General features: G+C 52.2%; 17 protein-coding genes. 8 read left to right on the forward strand and 9 right to left on the reverse strand.

All coding sequences use genetic code 11. The features are described from left to right. Positions 1-2: 2 nt before the first annotated feature. Complete coding sequence (locus HZU72_RS17085; RefSeq protein ID WP_180094258.1) at positions 3-827, forward strand: class I SAM-dependent methyltransferase; 825 nt, start codon at positions 3-5, stop codon at positions 825-827. Positions 828-906: 79 nt separating this feature from the next. Continuing rightward, a complete protein-coding gene (locus HZU72_RS17090; RefSeq protein ID WP_180094260.1) occupies positions 907-1,470 on the forward strand; it encodes a putative outer membrane beta-barrel protein in 564 nt (187 codons plus the stop codon). Between the two features lie 447 nt (positions 1,471-1,917). On the opposite strand, the gene HZU72_RS17095 is transcribed toward HZU72_RS17090, so the two are convergent. The 5 genes from HZU72_RS17095 to HZU72_RS17115 all read right to left on the reverse strand — a co-directional run bounded on the left by HZU72_RS17095 (position 1,918) and on the right by HZU72_RS17115 (position 6,616). Beyond that, positions 1,918-3,033 (reverse strand): NADH:flavin oxidoreductase, encoded by a 1,116-nt coding sequence (locus HZU72_RS17095; protein ID WP_180094262.1) that lies wholly within the window; start codon positions 3,031-3,033, stop codon positions 1,918-1,920. A 79-nt stretch (positions 3,034-3,112) separates the two neighbouring features. Then, positions 3,113-3,868 carry an SDR family NAD(P)-dependent oxidoreductase gene (locus HZU72_RS17100; protein WP_180094264.1) on the reverse strand — a complete coding sequence of 252 codons (756 nt, stop codon included), beginning with the start codon at positions 3,866-3,868 and terminating at the stop codon, positions 3,113-3,115. A gap of 206 nt (positions 3,869-4,074) precedes the next feature. Next, a complete protein-coding gene (locus HZU72_RS17105; RefSeq protein ID WP_180094266.1) occupies positions 4,075-4,989 on the reverse strand; it encodes a LysR family transcriptional regulator in 915 nt (304 codons plus the stop codon). A gap of 249 nt (positions 4,990-5,238) precedes the next feature. Next, entirely contained in the window at positions 5,239-5,367 is a 129-nt protein-coding gene (locus HZU72_RS23675) for an AraC family transcriptional regulator N-terminal domain-containing protein (protein ID WP_268896443.1), read from the reverse strand. 337 nt (positions 5,368-5,704) lie between these two features. Further along, positions 5,705-6,616 (reverse strand): AraC family transcriptional regulator, encoded by a 912-nt coding sequence (locus tag HZU72_RS17115; protein ID WP_180094268.1) that lies wholly within the window; start codon positions 6,614-6,616, stop codon positions 5,705-5,707. A 191-nt stretch (positions 6,617-6,807) separates the two neighbouring features. On the opposite strand from HZU72_RS17115, the gene HZU72_RS17120 reads away from it, so the two are divergent. The 3 genes from HZU72_RS17120 to HZU72_RS17130 all read left to right on the forward strand — a co-directional run bounded on the left by HZU72_RS17120 (position 6,808) and on the right by HZU72_RS17130 (position 9,800). Further along, positions 6,808-7,557, forward strand: coding sequence for a glucose 1-dehydrogenase (locus HZU72_RS17120; protein ID WP_180094270.1), 750 nt, complete (start codon positions 6,808-6,810; stop codon positions 7,555-7,557). Between the two features lie 30 nt (positions 7,558-7,587). Further along, positions 7,588-8,817, forward strand: a complete 1,230-nt coding sequence (locus HZU72_RS17125) for an MFS transporter (protein ID WP_208458136.1) — start codon at positions 7,588-7,590, stop codon at positions 8,815-8,817. A gap of 314 nt (positions 8,818-9,131) precedes the next feature. Further along, positions 9,132-9,800, forward strand: a complete 669-nt coding sequence (locus tag HZU72_RS17130; RefSeq protein ID WP_180094272.1) for a glutathione S-transferase family protein — start codon at positions 9,132-9,134, stop codon at positions 9,798-9,800. A gap of 56 nt (positions 9,801-9,856) precedes the next feature. Here the strand turns inward: HZU72_RS17130 and HZU72_RS17135 are convergent, their stop codons facing one another. Beyond that, entirely contained in the window at positions 9,857-11,773 is a 1,917-nt protein-coding gene (locus HZU72_RS17135; RefSeq protein WP_180094274.1) for a monovalent cation:proton antiporter-2 (CPA2) family protein, read from the reverse strand. 97 nt (positions 11,774-11,870) lie between these two features. Here HZU72_RS17135 and HZU72_RS17140 point away from each other — a divergent pair, with 97 nt between their 5' ends. From HZU72_RS17140 to HZU72_RS17150, 3 genes are read left to right on the forward strand one after another with little or no spacing between them, the layout of a single operon-like run. Continuing rightward, positions 11,871-12,149, forward strand: a complete 279-nt coding sequence (locus tag HZU72_RS17140; RefSeq protein ID WP_180094276.1) for a Trp family transcriptional regulator — start codon at positions 11,871-11,873, stop codon at positions 12,147-12,149. After that, positions 12,146-13,567, forward strand: coding sequence for an anthranilate synthase component I family protein (locus HZU72_RS17145; RefSeq protein WP_180094278.1), 1,422 nt, complete (start codon positions 12,146-12,148; stop codon positions 13,565-13,567). The genes HZU72_RS17140 and HZU72_RS17145 overlap by 4 nt, the downstream gene beginning before the upstream one ends. Continuing rightward, a complete protein-coding gene (locus HZU72_RS17150; RefSeq protein ID WP_180094280.1) occupies positions 13,564-14,244 on the forward strand; it encodes an anthranilate synthase component II in 681 nt (226 codons plus the stop codon). The genes HZU72_RS17145 and HZU72_RS17150 overlap by 4 nt, the downstream gene beginning before the upstream one ends. A gap of 30 nt (positions 14,245-14,274) precedes the next feature. On the opposite strand, the gene HZU72_RS17155 is transcribed toward HZU72_RS17150, so the two are convergent. The 3 genes from HZU72_RS17155 to HZU72_RS17165 are packed head-to-tail and all read right to left on the reverse strand — an operon-like array spanning position 14,275 to position 16,239. Then, complete coding sequence (locus tag HZU72_RS17155; protein ID WP_180094282.1) at positions 14,275-14,550, reverse strand: DUF1294 domain-containing protein; 276 nt, start codon at positions 14,548-14,550, stop codon at positions 14,275-14,277. Between the two features lie 27 nt (positions 14,551-14,577). Further along, positions 14,578-15,657, reverse strand: coding sequence for a 23S rRNA pseudouridine(2604) synthase RluF (gene rluF, locus HZU72_RS17160; RefSeq protein WP_180094284.1), 1,080 nt, complete (start codon positions 15,655-15,657; stop codon positions 14,578-14,580). Between the two features lie 36 nt (positions 15,658-15,693). Beyond that, entirely contained in the window at positions 15,694-16,239 is a 546-nt protein-coding gene (locus HZU72_RS17165) for a DUF924 family protein (protein WP_180094286.1), read from the reverse strand. Between the last annotated feature and the right edge of the window lie 49 nt (positions 16,240-16,288).

Genomic DNA, 16,288 nt, shown 5'->3' on the forward strand with positions numbered 1-16,288 from the left:
CAATGGCGCCCTCCAACCCTTTAGCCAACCACTATCAGCGCGCCCTGCGCGCTGATGAGGTCGTGGCGCAGATTGATAGCCACTACCCCGCTGGTCCCACACTGCATCAACTGGCACCATTAGACCAGCTGCATATTGGCGGTATGGCAGCCTCTACTCGTCTGCTTGAACGACTCAACCCTGTCACCCACGGAAAAGTGCTGGATATTGGCGCAGGGCTGGGCGGGCTAATGCGCCAGGGTGCCTCTCTCGGTTTTCAAATGACCGGGCTGGATATTACCCACGGCTTCAGTGCGCTCAATAAATCGCTGAGCTTACGGGTAAGTCAGCCAGACGCCCCACCGCTTGCCTGGGTAACCGGCGATGCAAGCGCCCTGCCCTTTGCCGATAGCAGCTTTGATGCTGTGCTGTTTCAGCACAGCCTGCTCAATATGCCCAATGCCTCCAAGGTAATCACAGAAAGTCGGCGAGTTCTGCGCCCAGGCGGGCAGATAGTGATGCACGAAGTCGTCAGCGGCCCCAACGTGGCGCAACTTCGCTATCCGGTGCCTTGGGCAGCCTCTTCTGAGCACTCCCATCTAGTTACCTTGGTTGAACTGACTCGGCTGCTTGAAATAGGCGGCTTCCAACTTGAACATGTGGACGATTGGAGTGAAATGGCCTGGGCGTGGCGCCAGCGCCAACGGCAAAAAGAGCAAGCGCCACGGCAAGCCGTGCTGTCACCTCAGTGGGTTTTTGGCGAGCGCTTTATCACTATGGGAAAAAATTTAGTCGACAATCTAGCCGAGGGCGCAATTAAAGTGGTGGAAATCCAAGCCAGTTGCTAATCTTAATAGCAATAGCTGTTTCCTCCCTACCCGTGGCTATACGACAATATATGGGTATGAAACGATAGGTGTACGAGAAATGCCAATCAAACGCTTGGCAAGCACCCTGATCTGCTGCTCTGTTCCCTGGTTTAGCGGCTACGCCGACGATACTCCGCCGGTGATGGCTTATACCGCACCCAATAGCGAACTCATGCAGCTTGATAATGGCGTTATCCTAGAAGGCAGCGACCTTCAAAGCCTTGATAACTATACCAGCGGTTTTCGAGTAACCGCAGGCTACAGCCCTTGGCGACTCCCCCAACTCGATATTGGCGCTGAAATTGCCTACCGGGAAAGCGAAGAGATCTCCACTTCCTCCGGTGTTAACCCCCTCATCATGGATACACTCAGTTTGGGCGGTGCCATTGTTGCCGGAGTTCGCATGGGCGCCTTCAGCGTCTATGCGAAGTCCGGCATCACAGAATGGCGTGGTGAAAGCGACCTGGAAGGCGCCGATGAAAGCGGTACTGCATTGCTGCAAGGTTTCGGCGCCACGGTGACGATCAATCGACTCGTCAGTCGGCTGGAGTACGAACGCATCGACACCCCAACGCTCAGCCATCTCAATATGCTAAGTGCCTCGCTGCATCTGCCGTTTTAAACTGCATCGCGATGCAGGCGGACCCGTGGTAGACATCTAGTTATGAACACGGACAACCGTCACCTCAGTTTACTGAACGTCGCTTCATGCAACAGTATTTAGATCTTGCCGAAATATTCACGTTGCGGCGACAAAGAAGAGTGGGGCACAAAAAGCCAGTGTTATGCCGATCAATGTTCTTCCAATCAGTCTTTGGTTTTTAGCCAATAAGCGAGCTATTCGGCCCAGTCTCGCTGCGAATAATACGATCAACGCACTCCCCAAAGAAATCAGTGTAATGATCACTCAGCACTCAACTTCATATTATGGATAAGCTTATCTTAGGCGGCGACATTGTTTGCCAGTGTCCGAATAGGTGCTTTTAGCGTCTATGCAGAGCCTGGTAATACCGAATTTAGTGCTTTTTATAAGTCAGCATCTTGCGTCTAAATCAATAGAGAATCAGAACTAAACCAACTCCGCTAACGATGAGCTTTCAAAGCTCTTCATATTGTCATGGTCGCCTTCACAAACCTTTCGTACCCAATTTGGATCTGTGATTAAAGCGCGCCCCACCGCTATTAAATCGAATTCATCGTTTTCCATGCGGCGCACCAACTCTTCAAGCCGAACCGGTGTTGAACCTTCGCCAGCAAAGGCCCCAAAAACATCACCCGATAAACCTACCGAACCAACGCTTATCGTGGCGGCCCCCGTAAGCTTCTTGGCCCATCCAGCAAAGTTCAAGCCAGATTTCCCATCTAACTCAGGAAACTCAGGTTCCCAGAAACGCCGCTGAGAACAGTGCAATATATCCACACCAGCTGCTACCAATGGGATTAACCATTCAGCCATTGCCTCCGGAGTTCCTGCTAAGCGCGCGGTATAGTCTTGTCCCTTCCATTGGCTAAGTCGCATAATAATGGGAAAGTCTGGCCCTACTGCGGATCGAACCGCCGAAACGACGTCTAAAGCAAACCGCGACCGTTCCTTAAGCGAAGTGCCACCATAGCGATCTTTACGCTCATTACTGGAGGCCCAAAAAAACTGATCAATAAGATAACCATGGGCACCGTGAATCTCGATACTATCGAAGCCTATACGCTTTGCGTCTACTGCGGCTTGTGCGAAAGCAGCAACGGTATCAGCGATAGCCTCTTCGGTCATAATCCCACCGCGGCGGATGTCGGTTGTAACAAGCCCAGAAGGACTCTCAGGTAATGTAGTAGGCTCCCAATCAGTCGAGGGGCTTTTAACCGATCCAGCATGCAGAAGTTGAGGTGCCATATGCCCACCAGCCGCATGCACACCCTCTAACACTGCTCTCCAACCCGCAAGGGGACGGTCTCCATGAAAAAGAGTCATTTCTGGGTCGTTCATTGAATTTGGGCGATTAATACCAGTCGCCTCAGACAGGATCAGTCCAACACTTCCTTCCGCTCGGCGCCGATAGTAATGAGCATGGGCTCGTTCAGGAATACCATCGACCGCGAAGGGTCTGCTCATTGGAGCCATCACAATCCGATTGGGAAGTGAAAGCGATTTTAGATTAAAAGGTCGAAAAAGAGTGTCAGTTGATGACATATGCTAGCTTCCTTGGTTTCGTATGGCCCCATCACCCCCTGCTGGTAGGCAATAGGTGAGCTTTTACAGGACGCGCCGATCAGACTTGTGCCTGACCACCATCCGCGAAAATATCAGCGCCATTTACGAAACTTGAATCTTCGCTAGCAAGGAAGAGCGCAGCTTTGGCAATCTCCTCCGGCTCACCGACCCTGCCCAAGGGGATGCGTATACTTAGATAATCAAGCATGCCCTGCTGCTGTTCGAGATCATTGCCAGCGAAGTCGAGGAGAAACGGTGTTCGGATAGGGCCAGGACTCAAAACATTTACACGAATACCAGTGCCTTTAAGATCAATCGCCCAACTACGAGCAAGGTTGCGCACAGCGGCTTTGGAAGCGGAATATATACTGAATGCAGCGGTTCCCTCGATGCTGGCGCTGGAGCCGGCTAAAATAATTGAGGCTCCCTTTGCCATAAGTGGCAATGCCTTCTGGACGGTAAAAACCATCGCTTTGACATTTTGTCCAAACGTATCATCCACTTGCTCCTCTGTAATCTGTCCTAGAGGTAACATGGTCCCGCCGCCAGCATTGGCGAATAACACATCAATGCGACCGGCTTCCGCTTTGATTTTTTCGAAGAGGCGATCGAGATCACCAGCCTGGGTTGAATCTGCTTGGATGCAGGTGACATTGCTGCCGATTGCGTCCTGCGCCGCTTTTAATGAATTAAGATGGCGCCCGGTTATGTATACATGTGCTCCTTCAGCCACAAACAGCTTGGCTGTGGCCAGACCAATACCACTGGTAGCCCCTGTGATCACTGCAATTTTGCCGCCGATTCTATTGGACATGTTAATTTTTCCTTATGTCTAGAGAGGACGACCCGAAAGATTCAGGTCAGTATCCTAAGACGAGTCTAGGGAGACTTAAGGAAGAGCAGAAGCCCGCCAGGATGAACACATAATTCACCGGACTGGATAATCAAATCTGCCCACAATGGCATCTGAACCAATAAAGTCAAACCAACCCAACAACTACATTCCTGACGCCGATAGACTTATTTACTAGGCTTACAGCTTTCTCTACTAAATAGCTCTACCGCCCAATCAGCAAAGGCACGTAGTTTCGCACTTGGATAGCGCGTTGCCGGATAGACAAGCTGGAGCGGATGGGATGGCTGAGTCCAGCCTTCCAAGATGGCGACTAACCGCTCTGAGCCGAGATGAGGACGCGCGCTGAAACGAAATATCTGACCGATACCTAAGCCAGTTAACACTGCTTCTGTGTGGGCTGTACTTTCACTCACATCCATAACGGAGCACCCATTAATTTCGTACTTCTCCCCCCCATTACTGAAGTACAAGGGCAGTGACTTACCAGTGTGAGGAAAGAAATAACGAATTGTTTGATGCTTTTCTTCAAGTTCCCGAGGATGCGTAGGAGTACCGTTCTTCGAGAGATAAGCTGGCGTCGCACATGTTACATAATCGACGCTGCAAAGGTGCCGCCCAATTAACGAGCTATCAGGCAAAGCACCGCCGCGAATAACACAATCTACTCCCTCCCCGATAATATCGGCAGGGCGATCACTCACGCCAAGCAGTAGCTCCAAATCAGGGTACCTTGCACGAAATTCAGGCAGCGCCGGTATAATGACCAGATTAGCCAACGATGAACCCACATCAACTCGAAGTCTGCCATGAGGCTTTATACGCCCCTCACCAGCGGCCATATCCATGTTTTCTAGTTGGGCTAGCAGATTCAAGGCATGTTCCCGATAAGCCTCACCGGAAGGCGTTATAGTAAATGAGCGTGTACTTCGCTCTATAAGTTTTGTACCTAGATGCTGCTCTAGATCTTGTAGTAGCTTGCTGACGGATGAGCGTGGAATATTGAGCGAATCAGCTGCTTTTGCGAATGAGCGGGCATCCGTTACTCGAATAAAAACTCGAATGGCGAGAAGTTGGTTCAAAGATGTGCTCCTGAAAAAAGGAAGGAACTGTGCGGGGAAAAGGCCAAATACTCTGGCGTAATCACGGCTGAACTACATCGCGCTTTCATAGCCGACTTGGAAAGCTGTGCTCGTGACACTTTTAGTTGGATACCATAAGCGATCACGTCTGTAGTAAGCGACTCAACCCTAATGGGCTTGGCGAAGTCTTAGTGGGGCGATTGAATAGTTTGGCTGGCGCGAGCCATGGCGGTATCAGGAGCCGCATTTTCAAGCAGCATCCATCCCCTGAAGCTCTTGCAGCACTCGATACAGAATCTCCCGTTCATAAACGGGTGTGAGGGCAGCGATCTCTTCACGACTGTTCATCAGTCTCAGCATGCGCACCCAAACACCCATTAATTAAGTAGTGATATCTGCCACCGAGAAGCCTGCCCCGTACTCATCCTTCCGGTTGACTTTGGAAAGTCAGCCAGCAACATCGAAAGCATGATCGGCTCAAGAATCAGACTCAGAATAAGGTAGAGCTCAACCGAACTGGCAGTATGCATGGCCCCTAACGCTGGCGACTGAATGGTGAGCGGCAGACTGGTTATACAGCTCCCGCCCAGCTGTTCGTCGTTGGCTTCGACAAGACCATGATAGGTACGACAATTACAGTTATAAAAAATTGAGATGAAAGGAGCATCCACTCAGCCACAGTAGCTTATTCGTAATACACCCAATGAGTAATACTTTATTTATTGGAAGCTAGCTTAGCTGTTAGCAAAGAGTCTCCCGCAGCTTTCGGTGCTTTGAACCTTGCCACATCGCGAGCGGGCGGCATTCCAAATAAGCGTGCGTATTCGCGACTGAATTGTGATGCGCTTTCATAGCCCACAATAAAAGCAACTGACGCAGCATCTTGTGTATCGAACAGTAGTAGCCAGCGAGCCCTAAGCAGGCGCAGACGTTTCTGATACTGAAGCGGCGACATGTTTGTGATGGCTTTAAAGTGCCGATAGAACGCTGCAATACTCATCCCAGCCATTGCCGCCAGCGGAGGCATGCGCAACGGTTCGGTGTAGTGATCGCGAATCCATTGCGTTGCTCGGCGGATCTGCGCAAGTCGGCCATCGGGGCGAGCAATATCACGTAGCATCGGGCCTAATGGCCCTTGCAAGACCCGGAAAAGAATCTCTCGTTCAATCATCGGTGCAAGAACTGTCGCTTCGTCTGGACGGCCTATCAGCCGCATCATTCGTAACCAAGCATCAATCATATCTGCTTGTGCTGACACCCCAGAAAAATGTTTCGGAGTCGATTGCTTGGCCACCATGGCCTCGCCCGCCATCAGCGTTGAAAGGATATTGGAATCCAATGTCAGGCTGATCGCTAAATAAGGCTGCCCCGGCCCACATGGATGAATCTCACCCGTGGCGGGTACCTCTATAGGCACGAGAAAATAGCTGATCGGTAAGCACTGCAAAACCTGATCGCCAATAGACAATGTTTTGGCGCCCTGGAGTACAAGGTGCAGCATCGGCTCGTAAACCTGACTCGCACACGCCTCGGCCTGAACCATTGCCACACGAGGCAAGCCGGTATCTGTCCAACTCGTTTCTGCACGCATTACGATACTGCGCAACTCATTAATCGCATTTTCCATCTGTTCGAATATGCGCCCAATCTTACAGCAAATCAATTACCTGATAAGAATAGGCAACCATTCGATAATAACTGGCAACCGTATAGCTGGTTCCAAGCCGGATACTCTCAGGGGTCGGCATAAACCTTCAACCCCCTCTGCTGACTACAAAAAATCAGAAACATCACTCCATTTTAGAAAAGGTCAGTCTCATGAAACTTGAAGGAAAAATTGCTGTTGTCACTGGCGCATCAAAAGGTATTGGTGCAGGTATCGCTAAAGCATTAGCTGCCGCAGGCGCGACCGTCGTAGTCAACTATGCGTCAAGCAAATCTCACGCCGATGCGGTTGTGGCAGAGATTCAGGGCCAGGGCGGTAAAGGCGTCGGTATCCAAGCAGATATGGGTAACGCTGCCGACGTGACACGTCTGTTTGAAACTGTCAAAGACGACTTCGGAACGCTGGATATTCTCGTTAATAATGCGGGTGTAGCGGTATTTCAAATGATTGATGATCTGACCGAAGACGCGTTCCATCAGCAATTCAACGTCAATGTGCTCGGTTACCTTTTAGCTGTTCGAGAAGCCGTCAAGCTGCTTGGCTCATCGGGTAGCATCATCAACATCAGCTCGATTCTCAGCACCGACCCCTACCTGGCTTCCAGTGTCTATTCTGCCACCAAGGGCGCGGTCGATACATTGACGTTCGCGTTGGCTCGGGAGCTTGGGCCACGTGGGATCAGAGTCAACTCGATCTTGCCCGGTCACACCAATACGCCTGGGACTGACGGTAATTTCGCTGGAGAACTAGGAGAAAAGCTTATCGCAGGCACACCTCTGGGCCGTTTTGGTGAGCCAGAAGACATTGCACCGTTGGCTGTTTTCCTAGCGTCGGAGGACTCACATTGGGTAACGGGAGAGTCCATTCGAGCGTCGGGTGGTGTACGAGGCGTTGGTTACTAGACACTTCCCTATTAATGCTGAAGGCGCACGATGTCGTGCGCCTTCATGGTTTCCAGGTTCGCAAAAATGCCCCAAGTTTTAGCAGCAACAGACCAAAATGCCGCTTCATCCCAAACATTAACACCCACCCCGGCCCCATGGAGCGCGGTAGCGACTATTGGCGTGGGGGCATTCGCCCTCGTTACAGCCGAGTTTTTACCCGTTGGCCTGCTACCTCAAATAGCAAGTGATCTAGCCATTAGTGAGGGACAAGCAGGCCTCATGATCACTATTCCAGGAATCGTGGCGGCCTGCTCAGCGCTCTTAACGGTCAGTCTGGCCAAAACCTTTGATCGGCGACACGTACTCTGGATCCTGCTCAGCCTCCTGGTCGTATCCAACGCACTCATGGCGTGCTCAAACGGTTTATTTGTCTTGTTATCAGGCCGTGTCCTGCTGGGTATTGCGGTGGGTGGATTTTGGACTATAGGCGTATCGTTAGGCCCTAGATTGAGGCCCGACTCAGTGGGGCGAGCGACATCAATTATTTTTTCGGGGGTTACGCTAGGCACCGTTGCAGGCGTACCAGCGGGAACGCTGCTTGGGGGCTTGTTCGGTTGGCGCATCGCATTTGTCGCTTTTGCCGCTCTGGCCTCACTTGTCGTCGTTGCATTAGTGCTGCTTCTGCCCAGCATTCGTCCGGAAAAAACGTCGGGGTTCACACAATTACCGGCTGTACTGAGGTTGCCCAAAGTCCAGGTTGGCCTGGTGGCTGTTATGCTGATATTTATCGGACAATTTTCGGCCTATACCTACATCACACCTTATCTGAATCAAATTAGCGGAATTGAATCGAGCAGGCTGAGCTTTCTCTTATTGGGGTATGGGGTTGCTGGAATATTTGGCAATTTGCTATGCGGCTGGTTCGTCGATCGAGACGTACGCTTAGCGGTATTGGGTACATCGTTGTTGTTAGGCTGTTCGATGCTATTGCTGGTTTCCATGGGAGATAACCCACTATCTGCAATAGCAGCAGTCATAGCCTGGGGGTTTGGATTTGGGATGCTACCTATTGCCATTCAAAGTTGGATTTTCAGTGCCGCGCCTGATCGCCTGGAAAGCGTTGCGGCGCTGTTTGTATCTATCGCTCAACTCGCAATGGGAGGTGGAGCATTGCTCGGAGGAGTTACTGTCGATCATTACGGTATCGCAAGTGCCGTATGGGTAGGCGCAGTGGGAGCTCTTTGCGGAGCAATATGGATCTTTGCGCGCTTTCCGTAGAAGCAGGTTCGATAGACGCCAGATCAGGGAAACGCTACTTTGCTATTTCTATCGCATGTTTCGCCCACACTAATATAGATTGTGGTCAAAAACGTCTATTGCATGTCGGAAGTATGTGGGTGAGCGTATGCTTTTGTCTAACTGGGCACCGAAGCATCCCTACTTTTACGTTGGCGACCCTTTATAAAGAGAAAATATTTCAAAACTGCCTCATGGGCTACCCGCCAAACACTTTCAGTAATCGCTGTATCTAGTTCAGAAAATTAGCAGCTAGAGTAGCTGGCTCATTCCCACCAATTATCAAGAGGTATGCAATGGAATATGACTTTTATTGGATCAGCGGTAGCCCTAACGCTTGGCGTGCCATGCTAACACTGGAGCATAAAGGAATTTACTACCGTTCCCATAGGCTTGACCCCGGCAACCAGGAGCAGAAAAGCCCAGCATTCCTGGAACTCAACCCTTTAGGCAAAGTACCTGTTCTAAAGCATGGCAATGTCGTCATCGCTGAATCGATTGCTATCATGGCTTATCTGGAGCGCGTACACCCGCAGCCGCCACTCTTTGGGGTAACAGCTGCCGAAACGGGGCTGATATGGCAGCGGATTTTTGAATTCGTCAACAGTTTGCGCGATGTCATAGACGATGGCGTGGTTCGTCCACTTAGCCAAGGGGCGATGTTAAATGACACTGATGCATTGAAAATGGCTGCCAACAGTATTTACGCATCATTGGATAGAATGGAGACCACTTTGGGAACATTCGATTATCTGGCGGGCAATAAGGTGTCTGCGGCAGACTTTACAGTGCTTCCCAATCTTTTGATGCTTATACGCATCGGCAGTCGTACCGATGTATTGGCACTCAAAATGAATCTTAATGAGATTCGTTCTCGATATTCTGCAATCGACAGCTGGCTTGCTCGTTTGGAGGCATTGCCAGCTTTCGATGCCGCATATCCACCGCACTGGCGCTTATCTTGATTGGCCGAGTGGCTATTGGCATCTGCTCGTTTATATAAATGCCGGAACGAATAGTGCTACTGGGCACCATTACTAGGCTGTTGTTGAGGTTTTGGCTCATGCTCAGGTGGTGTCCAGATAGGCACATCCTGCCGCTGCGGCTCCGGCCAATCCTGCTGCATTGCGCTATTCAACGACTCTTCCAGCTTCATAAATAGCTCACTATAGCGAGGGCCGAAAGTATTCCCTCCCTCAATGTCCTTCCAGGTTGCAAACAATTCATCCTCATGGGCATCTTCGTTCTGTACAAAGGCCCAGGTCATCTGTTTAGCACGCATGGGGTGCACGCCCATGGCAGTCAGTGCGTGCCCGCCCAGTTCCAACGCTGAATGATAGGTTTCACTGATAACGTCGTCGGCCCCTGCGTCACGTAGTTGATAGCCATGCCCACGGTCGAATGCACGGGCTAGCACCCACACTTGTGGGTAGGCATGCTTCACATGCTTAACCATCTGCACCGCACGCTCACGATCGTCTAACGCGATAACCAATAATCGGGCGTGCTCAATCCCTGCGGTCTCAAGCAAGTCGGAGCGGCTGGCGTCGCCAAAGTAGCTTTTGATGTTAATTTTGCGCAGGTTCTCGATCTGCTCAATCTCCAGATCCAGCGCCACGATGGGGATATTATTGGCGCGCAGCAAGCGGCAGATTATTTGTCCAAACCGCCCTACCCCCGCAACGATAACCGGTGCTTGCTCCTCAATAGCATCGGCTTCGCGATCATCGTTTTTAGCGATAAGGTAGCGCGGCAGCACCAGCCGGTCATAGGCAATAAATAGCAACGGCGTTAAGAACATCGATAGCGCCACCACCAGTGAGAGAATTTGGGAGGTATCAGTAGGAATCACGTTGTTTTGAACGCTGTAGGTCAGCAGCACAAAGCCAAACTCACCGGCTTGGGCAAGGCTTAAAGTGAATAGCCAGCCGTTGCTACCATGCACTCGAAATAGCAGCGCCAAGCCCAGCAGAATCACACCTTTAACAACGATAACCGCCACGCCTAGCGATAGCACCGTGCCCCACTCCGCCGCCAGCACCGAGAAGTTGATGCCCGCTCCCACGGTAATAAAGAACAGCCCCAGTAGTAGTCCTTTGAAAGGCTCAATATTGGCTTCCAGCTCGTGCTTAAATTCACTGTTGGCGAGCACCACCCCCGCCAGGAAGGCACCCAGTGCGGGAGATAAATTGACCACACTCATCAGTGCGGCGATGCCAATCACCAGCATCAGCGCACTAGCGGTAAATACTTCACGCAGGCCAGAGCCAATCACATAGCGAAACAGCAGTGGCATTAAGTAGTAGCCGCCGGCGATGACACTCACGATGGCACCCACGACCACTAAGGCGTGCGCCCAGCCGGGCAAGTGCGCTACCAGGCTTAAGCTGGCATGACCGTCATCACCGCCCGCCCCCATCAACTCAGGCAGCGCCAGAAGCGGGATCAGCGCCAGCATGGGGATCACCGCAATATCCTGAAACAACAGCACCGAGAAAGCGCTGCGACCACCCTCCGTTTTGGCGAGCCCCTTTTCATTCAGTGTTTGCAGCACAATGGCTGTGGAAGAGAGCGCAAAAATCAGCCCCACCGCCAGGGCGGTTTGCCACACAAGCCCCAGCCACCAGGCAATAGCGGTGCCAGCAGCGGCGGTTAACACAACCTGAAGCCCACCCAGACCGATCAGCCGAACCCGCATAGCCCACAACCCTTTGGGGTCAAGCTCCATGCCCACCAAAAACAGCATCATCACCACGCCAAACTCGGCAAAGTGCTGAATGGTGGTGGTCTCCTGCCCCACCAGTCCAAGGATTGGCCCTATCACTACCCCGGCGACCAAGTAACCCAGTACCGACCCCAGACCAAAACGCTTGGCAAGAGGTACGGCGATCACCGCAGCAACAAGATAAATAAAGGCTTGAATGAAATAACTGGTCATCGGGGCTCCTTAAATTGACAGGCGCTACTTGACTTCCCAGAGCATTCAGGTAGCGTACTAGTACGTTAGTACATCACTAATTACTCGGTAGCAAACTATGCCTTCAAACGGTCACTATCAGGCTGAGCTAATCGACCACCTACTCTCCATTAATTCACCTGAAGCAATGGATCGAGCGCTGGCGAGCCTGCTAACGCCTGCAGAGTACCAAGAAATCAGTAAACGCCTACAAATTTTTAAGCTGCTGCGTGAAGGCGTGCCCCACCGCAAAATTGCCGAAACCCTCGGCGTGGGCATCGCTACGGTTTCACGGGGTTCCCGCGCACTTACCACGTTACCCTCTTCAAGCCCTTCTTCACGGAATGATGCATCATGACCACTGCCAATACACATGCCTCATCAGACCCGCAGCCTTTTACGCTGCCACGCAAACCTCACTATGTGACCTTGGCAGCGGACTGCGACTTCTTTGCCCTGTTTCAGAAGATCGAACGTCGGTTTGATACCTGCTACATGCTGGAGTCATTGGGCGAAGATAGCCATATGGCGCGCCACTCGATTATCGGGTTCGACCCCGAGTACACGCTCTATGCCAACGGCAACACGCTGACCATTGAAGAGCGTGACGGCAATGCCAACCACTACCCTAGCGACAACCCCTACGAACTGCTGCGTAGCCTGATCCCGCAGAATATTATTTCCCGCAAGTACGCCGGTGGGTTAAGCGGCTATCTCGGTTACGATGCCATGCAATACTTCGAGCCCTCGCTTACGTTAAAAGCCAGCGATGATTTCGACACTTTCCGTTTCGGACTTTACAAAGATGGCCTGATCCTCGACAAGATGACCGGGGAAGTCACCTACTTCTACTACGACAATAGCCGCTACGAATTTCTGCAGACGCTAATTGATGCAGACGATGAACCAGCAGGCCCGCTGAAAATCACCGCCTTAGGCGACACCATGAGCCAGGCAGAACACGCTGAGGCAGTGGCCAAGGTGAAGCAGGATATTATCGACGGTAAGGTGTTCCAGTGCGAAGTTGGCTTTAAAAAACGCTTTAGTATTGAAGGCGACGCCCTGGCGCTATATGACCAGTTGCGCACCATCAACCCGTCGCCGCAAATGTACTATGTCAAATTCGGCAAGCAGAAGCTGATCGGCGCAAGCCCGGAGCTTTTGTTCCGGCTTCGCCAGGGCGAGATGGAAACCTTCCCACTGGCGGGTACCACCACCCGGGGTCAAACGCCCCAAGAAGATACCCAGCTCGCCCGCGCGCTGCTTAACGATCCCAAAGAGATCGCCGAGCACAATATGATCGTGGATCTACACCGCAACGATATTGGCCGGGTGGCGCAATTTGGCACGGTGAAAGTGCGCAGCCTGATGGATATCAAGCGCTTTAGCCACGTGCAGCACATCTCCAGCGAGATCGTCGGCATCATCGCCGAAGGTGAAGATATGTTTACCGCGCTGGCCAGCAACTTCCCCGCGGGCACCCTCACCGGCGCACCCAAAATCGAGGCGATGAAAATCATCGATGATCTGGAAACCGACGGGCGCGGCCCCTACGGAGGCGCAGTGGGTCAGTTCTCGTTCAACGGCGACTGCACCTTTGCGATTCCCATTCGTACCGTGTTTGTGAATGGTGAGCATGCCTACGTGCAAACCTGCGGTGGCAATGTATTTGATAGCAATGCCGACGATGAGTATGAGGAGATCCGCCGCAAGTTTGCCGGTACTCGCAAAGCCCTTACCCCCTTTATGGAGACGGACATGGAGAGCCCAGCATGAAGGTACTTATCATCGATAATTACGACTCCTTCACCTATAACCTCTACCAGTTTATTGGTGAGATTCTAACCACAGAGAAGAATCGCGGCGGGCTGGCCAATTTTGAGATTATCGTTAAGCGCAACAATCAGATCGATTTCAACGCCATCGAAGCCATGGCCCCGGATCGTATTATCATCTCCCCCGGCCCCGGCTCGCCGGATGACCCGCGCTACTTTGGTGTGTGCGCTGAAGTGATTGAGAAACTGGGCAAGACCACCCCGCTGCTGGGAGTGTGCCTGGGCATGCAGGGCATTGTGCATGTATTTGGCGGCAAGGTGGTGAAAGCGCCGCTGCCGATGCATGGCAAGATCAGCCCGATCAGCCACAATAACGCATCGGTGTTTAACGGCGTGCCCGACCAGCTTGAGGTGATGCGCTACCACTCACTAATTGCCGATGCGACCACCCTGCCCGAGTGCCTGGAAGTGACCGCCACCGTGGGCGCACTTGAAGCGGATAGCTTTGAGCAGCGCAGCCGCTGGCAGGCATTGGGTGAATTCGAACTGATGGGCATTAAACATCGGGAGTACCCGATTCACGGCATCCAGTTCCACCCGGAATCGTTTGCCACCGAGGGCGGTAAAGAGCTGATCGCTAATTTTCTTTTCGCGCCCGGCAACCACGACAGAGCGTAGGTACCAAGCATAGGGTGGCTAAACGGGTGGCTAAATGAGACTCAATGAAACAGTTAGCCACCCTGCACAGACCAGATTCACGACAACCGTCAGCCAGAACGTAACTTGAAAGGCGGTTTTCTGGGTTTTATGCCGCAGCCGCTGTTGGGCCAGTAGCGCACCTGGCCAACCACCCACTACCCCAAGCAGATGTAGCGACTTCTCACTCACCCGACGGCGGTTTTTAATAGCTGCCTTTTTGTCGATAGCATAAGTGATATAAGCGATAACGCTCACTACAGCGTAAAAGGCGACGATTGGGATCACAGTGAAGACTCTTGAATGATGGGGGAGTTACTTGCGCCGCTGAGAAGGCTTTCCACCCGCCGCTGGCTTACCACGGCCTTTACCAACGGGCTTACCTTTAGCACCAGACTTGCTTTTAGCTCCGGGCTTGCCGAGGGCTTTTCCGCCCTTGGGGTGCGGCTTACCTGGCGCACTGCCTTTCGGGCCGGTGCCTGTTTTTCCACTGACTTTTCCGCTGGCGGCTTTTTTACCCTTGACGGGTGGTTTAGCCCCGGCCGCTTTGGCACCAGCCGCCTTCGCGCCTGCTTTGGCCGGGCGCCCTTTCGCGGAAGGCGGTTTTGCCTTTCCTGCGCCTGAGCTGTAGTTGGGCCTTTCCGGCTTAGCTTTACTTTTCTTCTCTGGTGCAGCCTCTGAGCTTTCGGTCAACGCGATAATGGTTTCGATCTCTTTAGGAGTGAGATCGCGCCAGTCGCCCAGGGCCAAGCCTTTTAGCGGCACATTCATAATGCGCGTGCGAATCAGTTGGGTAACCTCGTAGCCGAAGTATTCACACATACGGCGAATTTGCCGATTGAGCCCCTGCACCAAGGTAATGGTGAATACAAAGGTGGACTCTTTTTGTACCTTGCAGCGCTTGGTCACCTTGCCAAGAATCGGCACGCCGCTCTGCATGCCGTCAATAAACTCGTCGGTGATCGGCTTGTTCACCGTCACCTGGTACTCTTTTTCGTGGTTGTTATTGGCGCGCAGAATCTTATTAACCAAATCGCCGTTATTGGTTAAAAAAATCAGCCCTTGGGAGTCTTTATCGAGCCGCCCAATGGGAAAAATGCGCACGCCATGCTTCACAAACTCAACGATATTGTCTTTTTCGCTGGATTCAGTGGTGCTGACAATGCCCACCGGTTTGTTCAGCGCGATCAGCACCAGATCCTCCTCTTCCTGAGGCTCGATCTCCTGACCGTTAACTTTAACCAAGTCACCCGCCACCACTTGATCACCGGTGGTCGCGCGGCGACCGTTAATCCATACGTTGCCCTGCTCCACAAAGCGGTCGGCTTCACGGCGAGAGCACATCCCGCTCTCGCTAATATATTTATTGATACGGGTAGTTTTTCGAAACGACATAAAACGCCATGTGGCTATAAGAGGATAAGCAAACAGTTAAAAAGAGGAGCCGGGCTCCTTTAAGAAGGCCAACTCCTCGTCGGCAGAGGCCCGCCCCAACAGTGCGTTGCGGTGCGGGTAGCGCCCAAAGCGATCAATAATCGCCTTGTGGCGCACTTCAAAGTCGTAGTTATTCTCTAACCCCGGCTGGTCAAATAGCTGCATCGCCACTTCATGAATGACCGCGGATTCGCTATGCATATAGGGCATATACAGAAACGCCCGTTGTGCACTGGTCAGCTCTGCATCTGACCCAGCAGCTACAGCCTCTTGCGCTAGCGCCAGCGCTAAGGGATCAGTGGCAAAAGCACGGGCGTCATCGCGATAGATATTACGCGAGAACTGATCCAGCACAATGATCTCCGCAAGCCGCCCTTGCGGCGTTTGACGCCATGCGTAACATTCACACCGCGCGGTTTGGGCATGCAGTGCACCAAACCGCTGCGAGATTGTACGATCCAACTCAGTGTCTTTTTTAAACCACTGAGCAGGCGTCAACTCCTCAAACCAAAAGTCGAGTACCGCTTGAGCATCTGAGGACATTGACGCCTCTCTGTAGTAGTAGAACGTTGTAGTAGAACGTTACGGTTAA

This window comes from Vreelandella sedimenti, assembly GCF_013416325.1.
Classification (GTDB): domain Bacteria; phylum Pseudomonadota; class Gammaproteobacteria; order Pseudomonadales; family Halomonadaceae; genus Vreelandella; species Vreelandella sedimenti.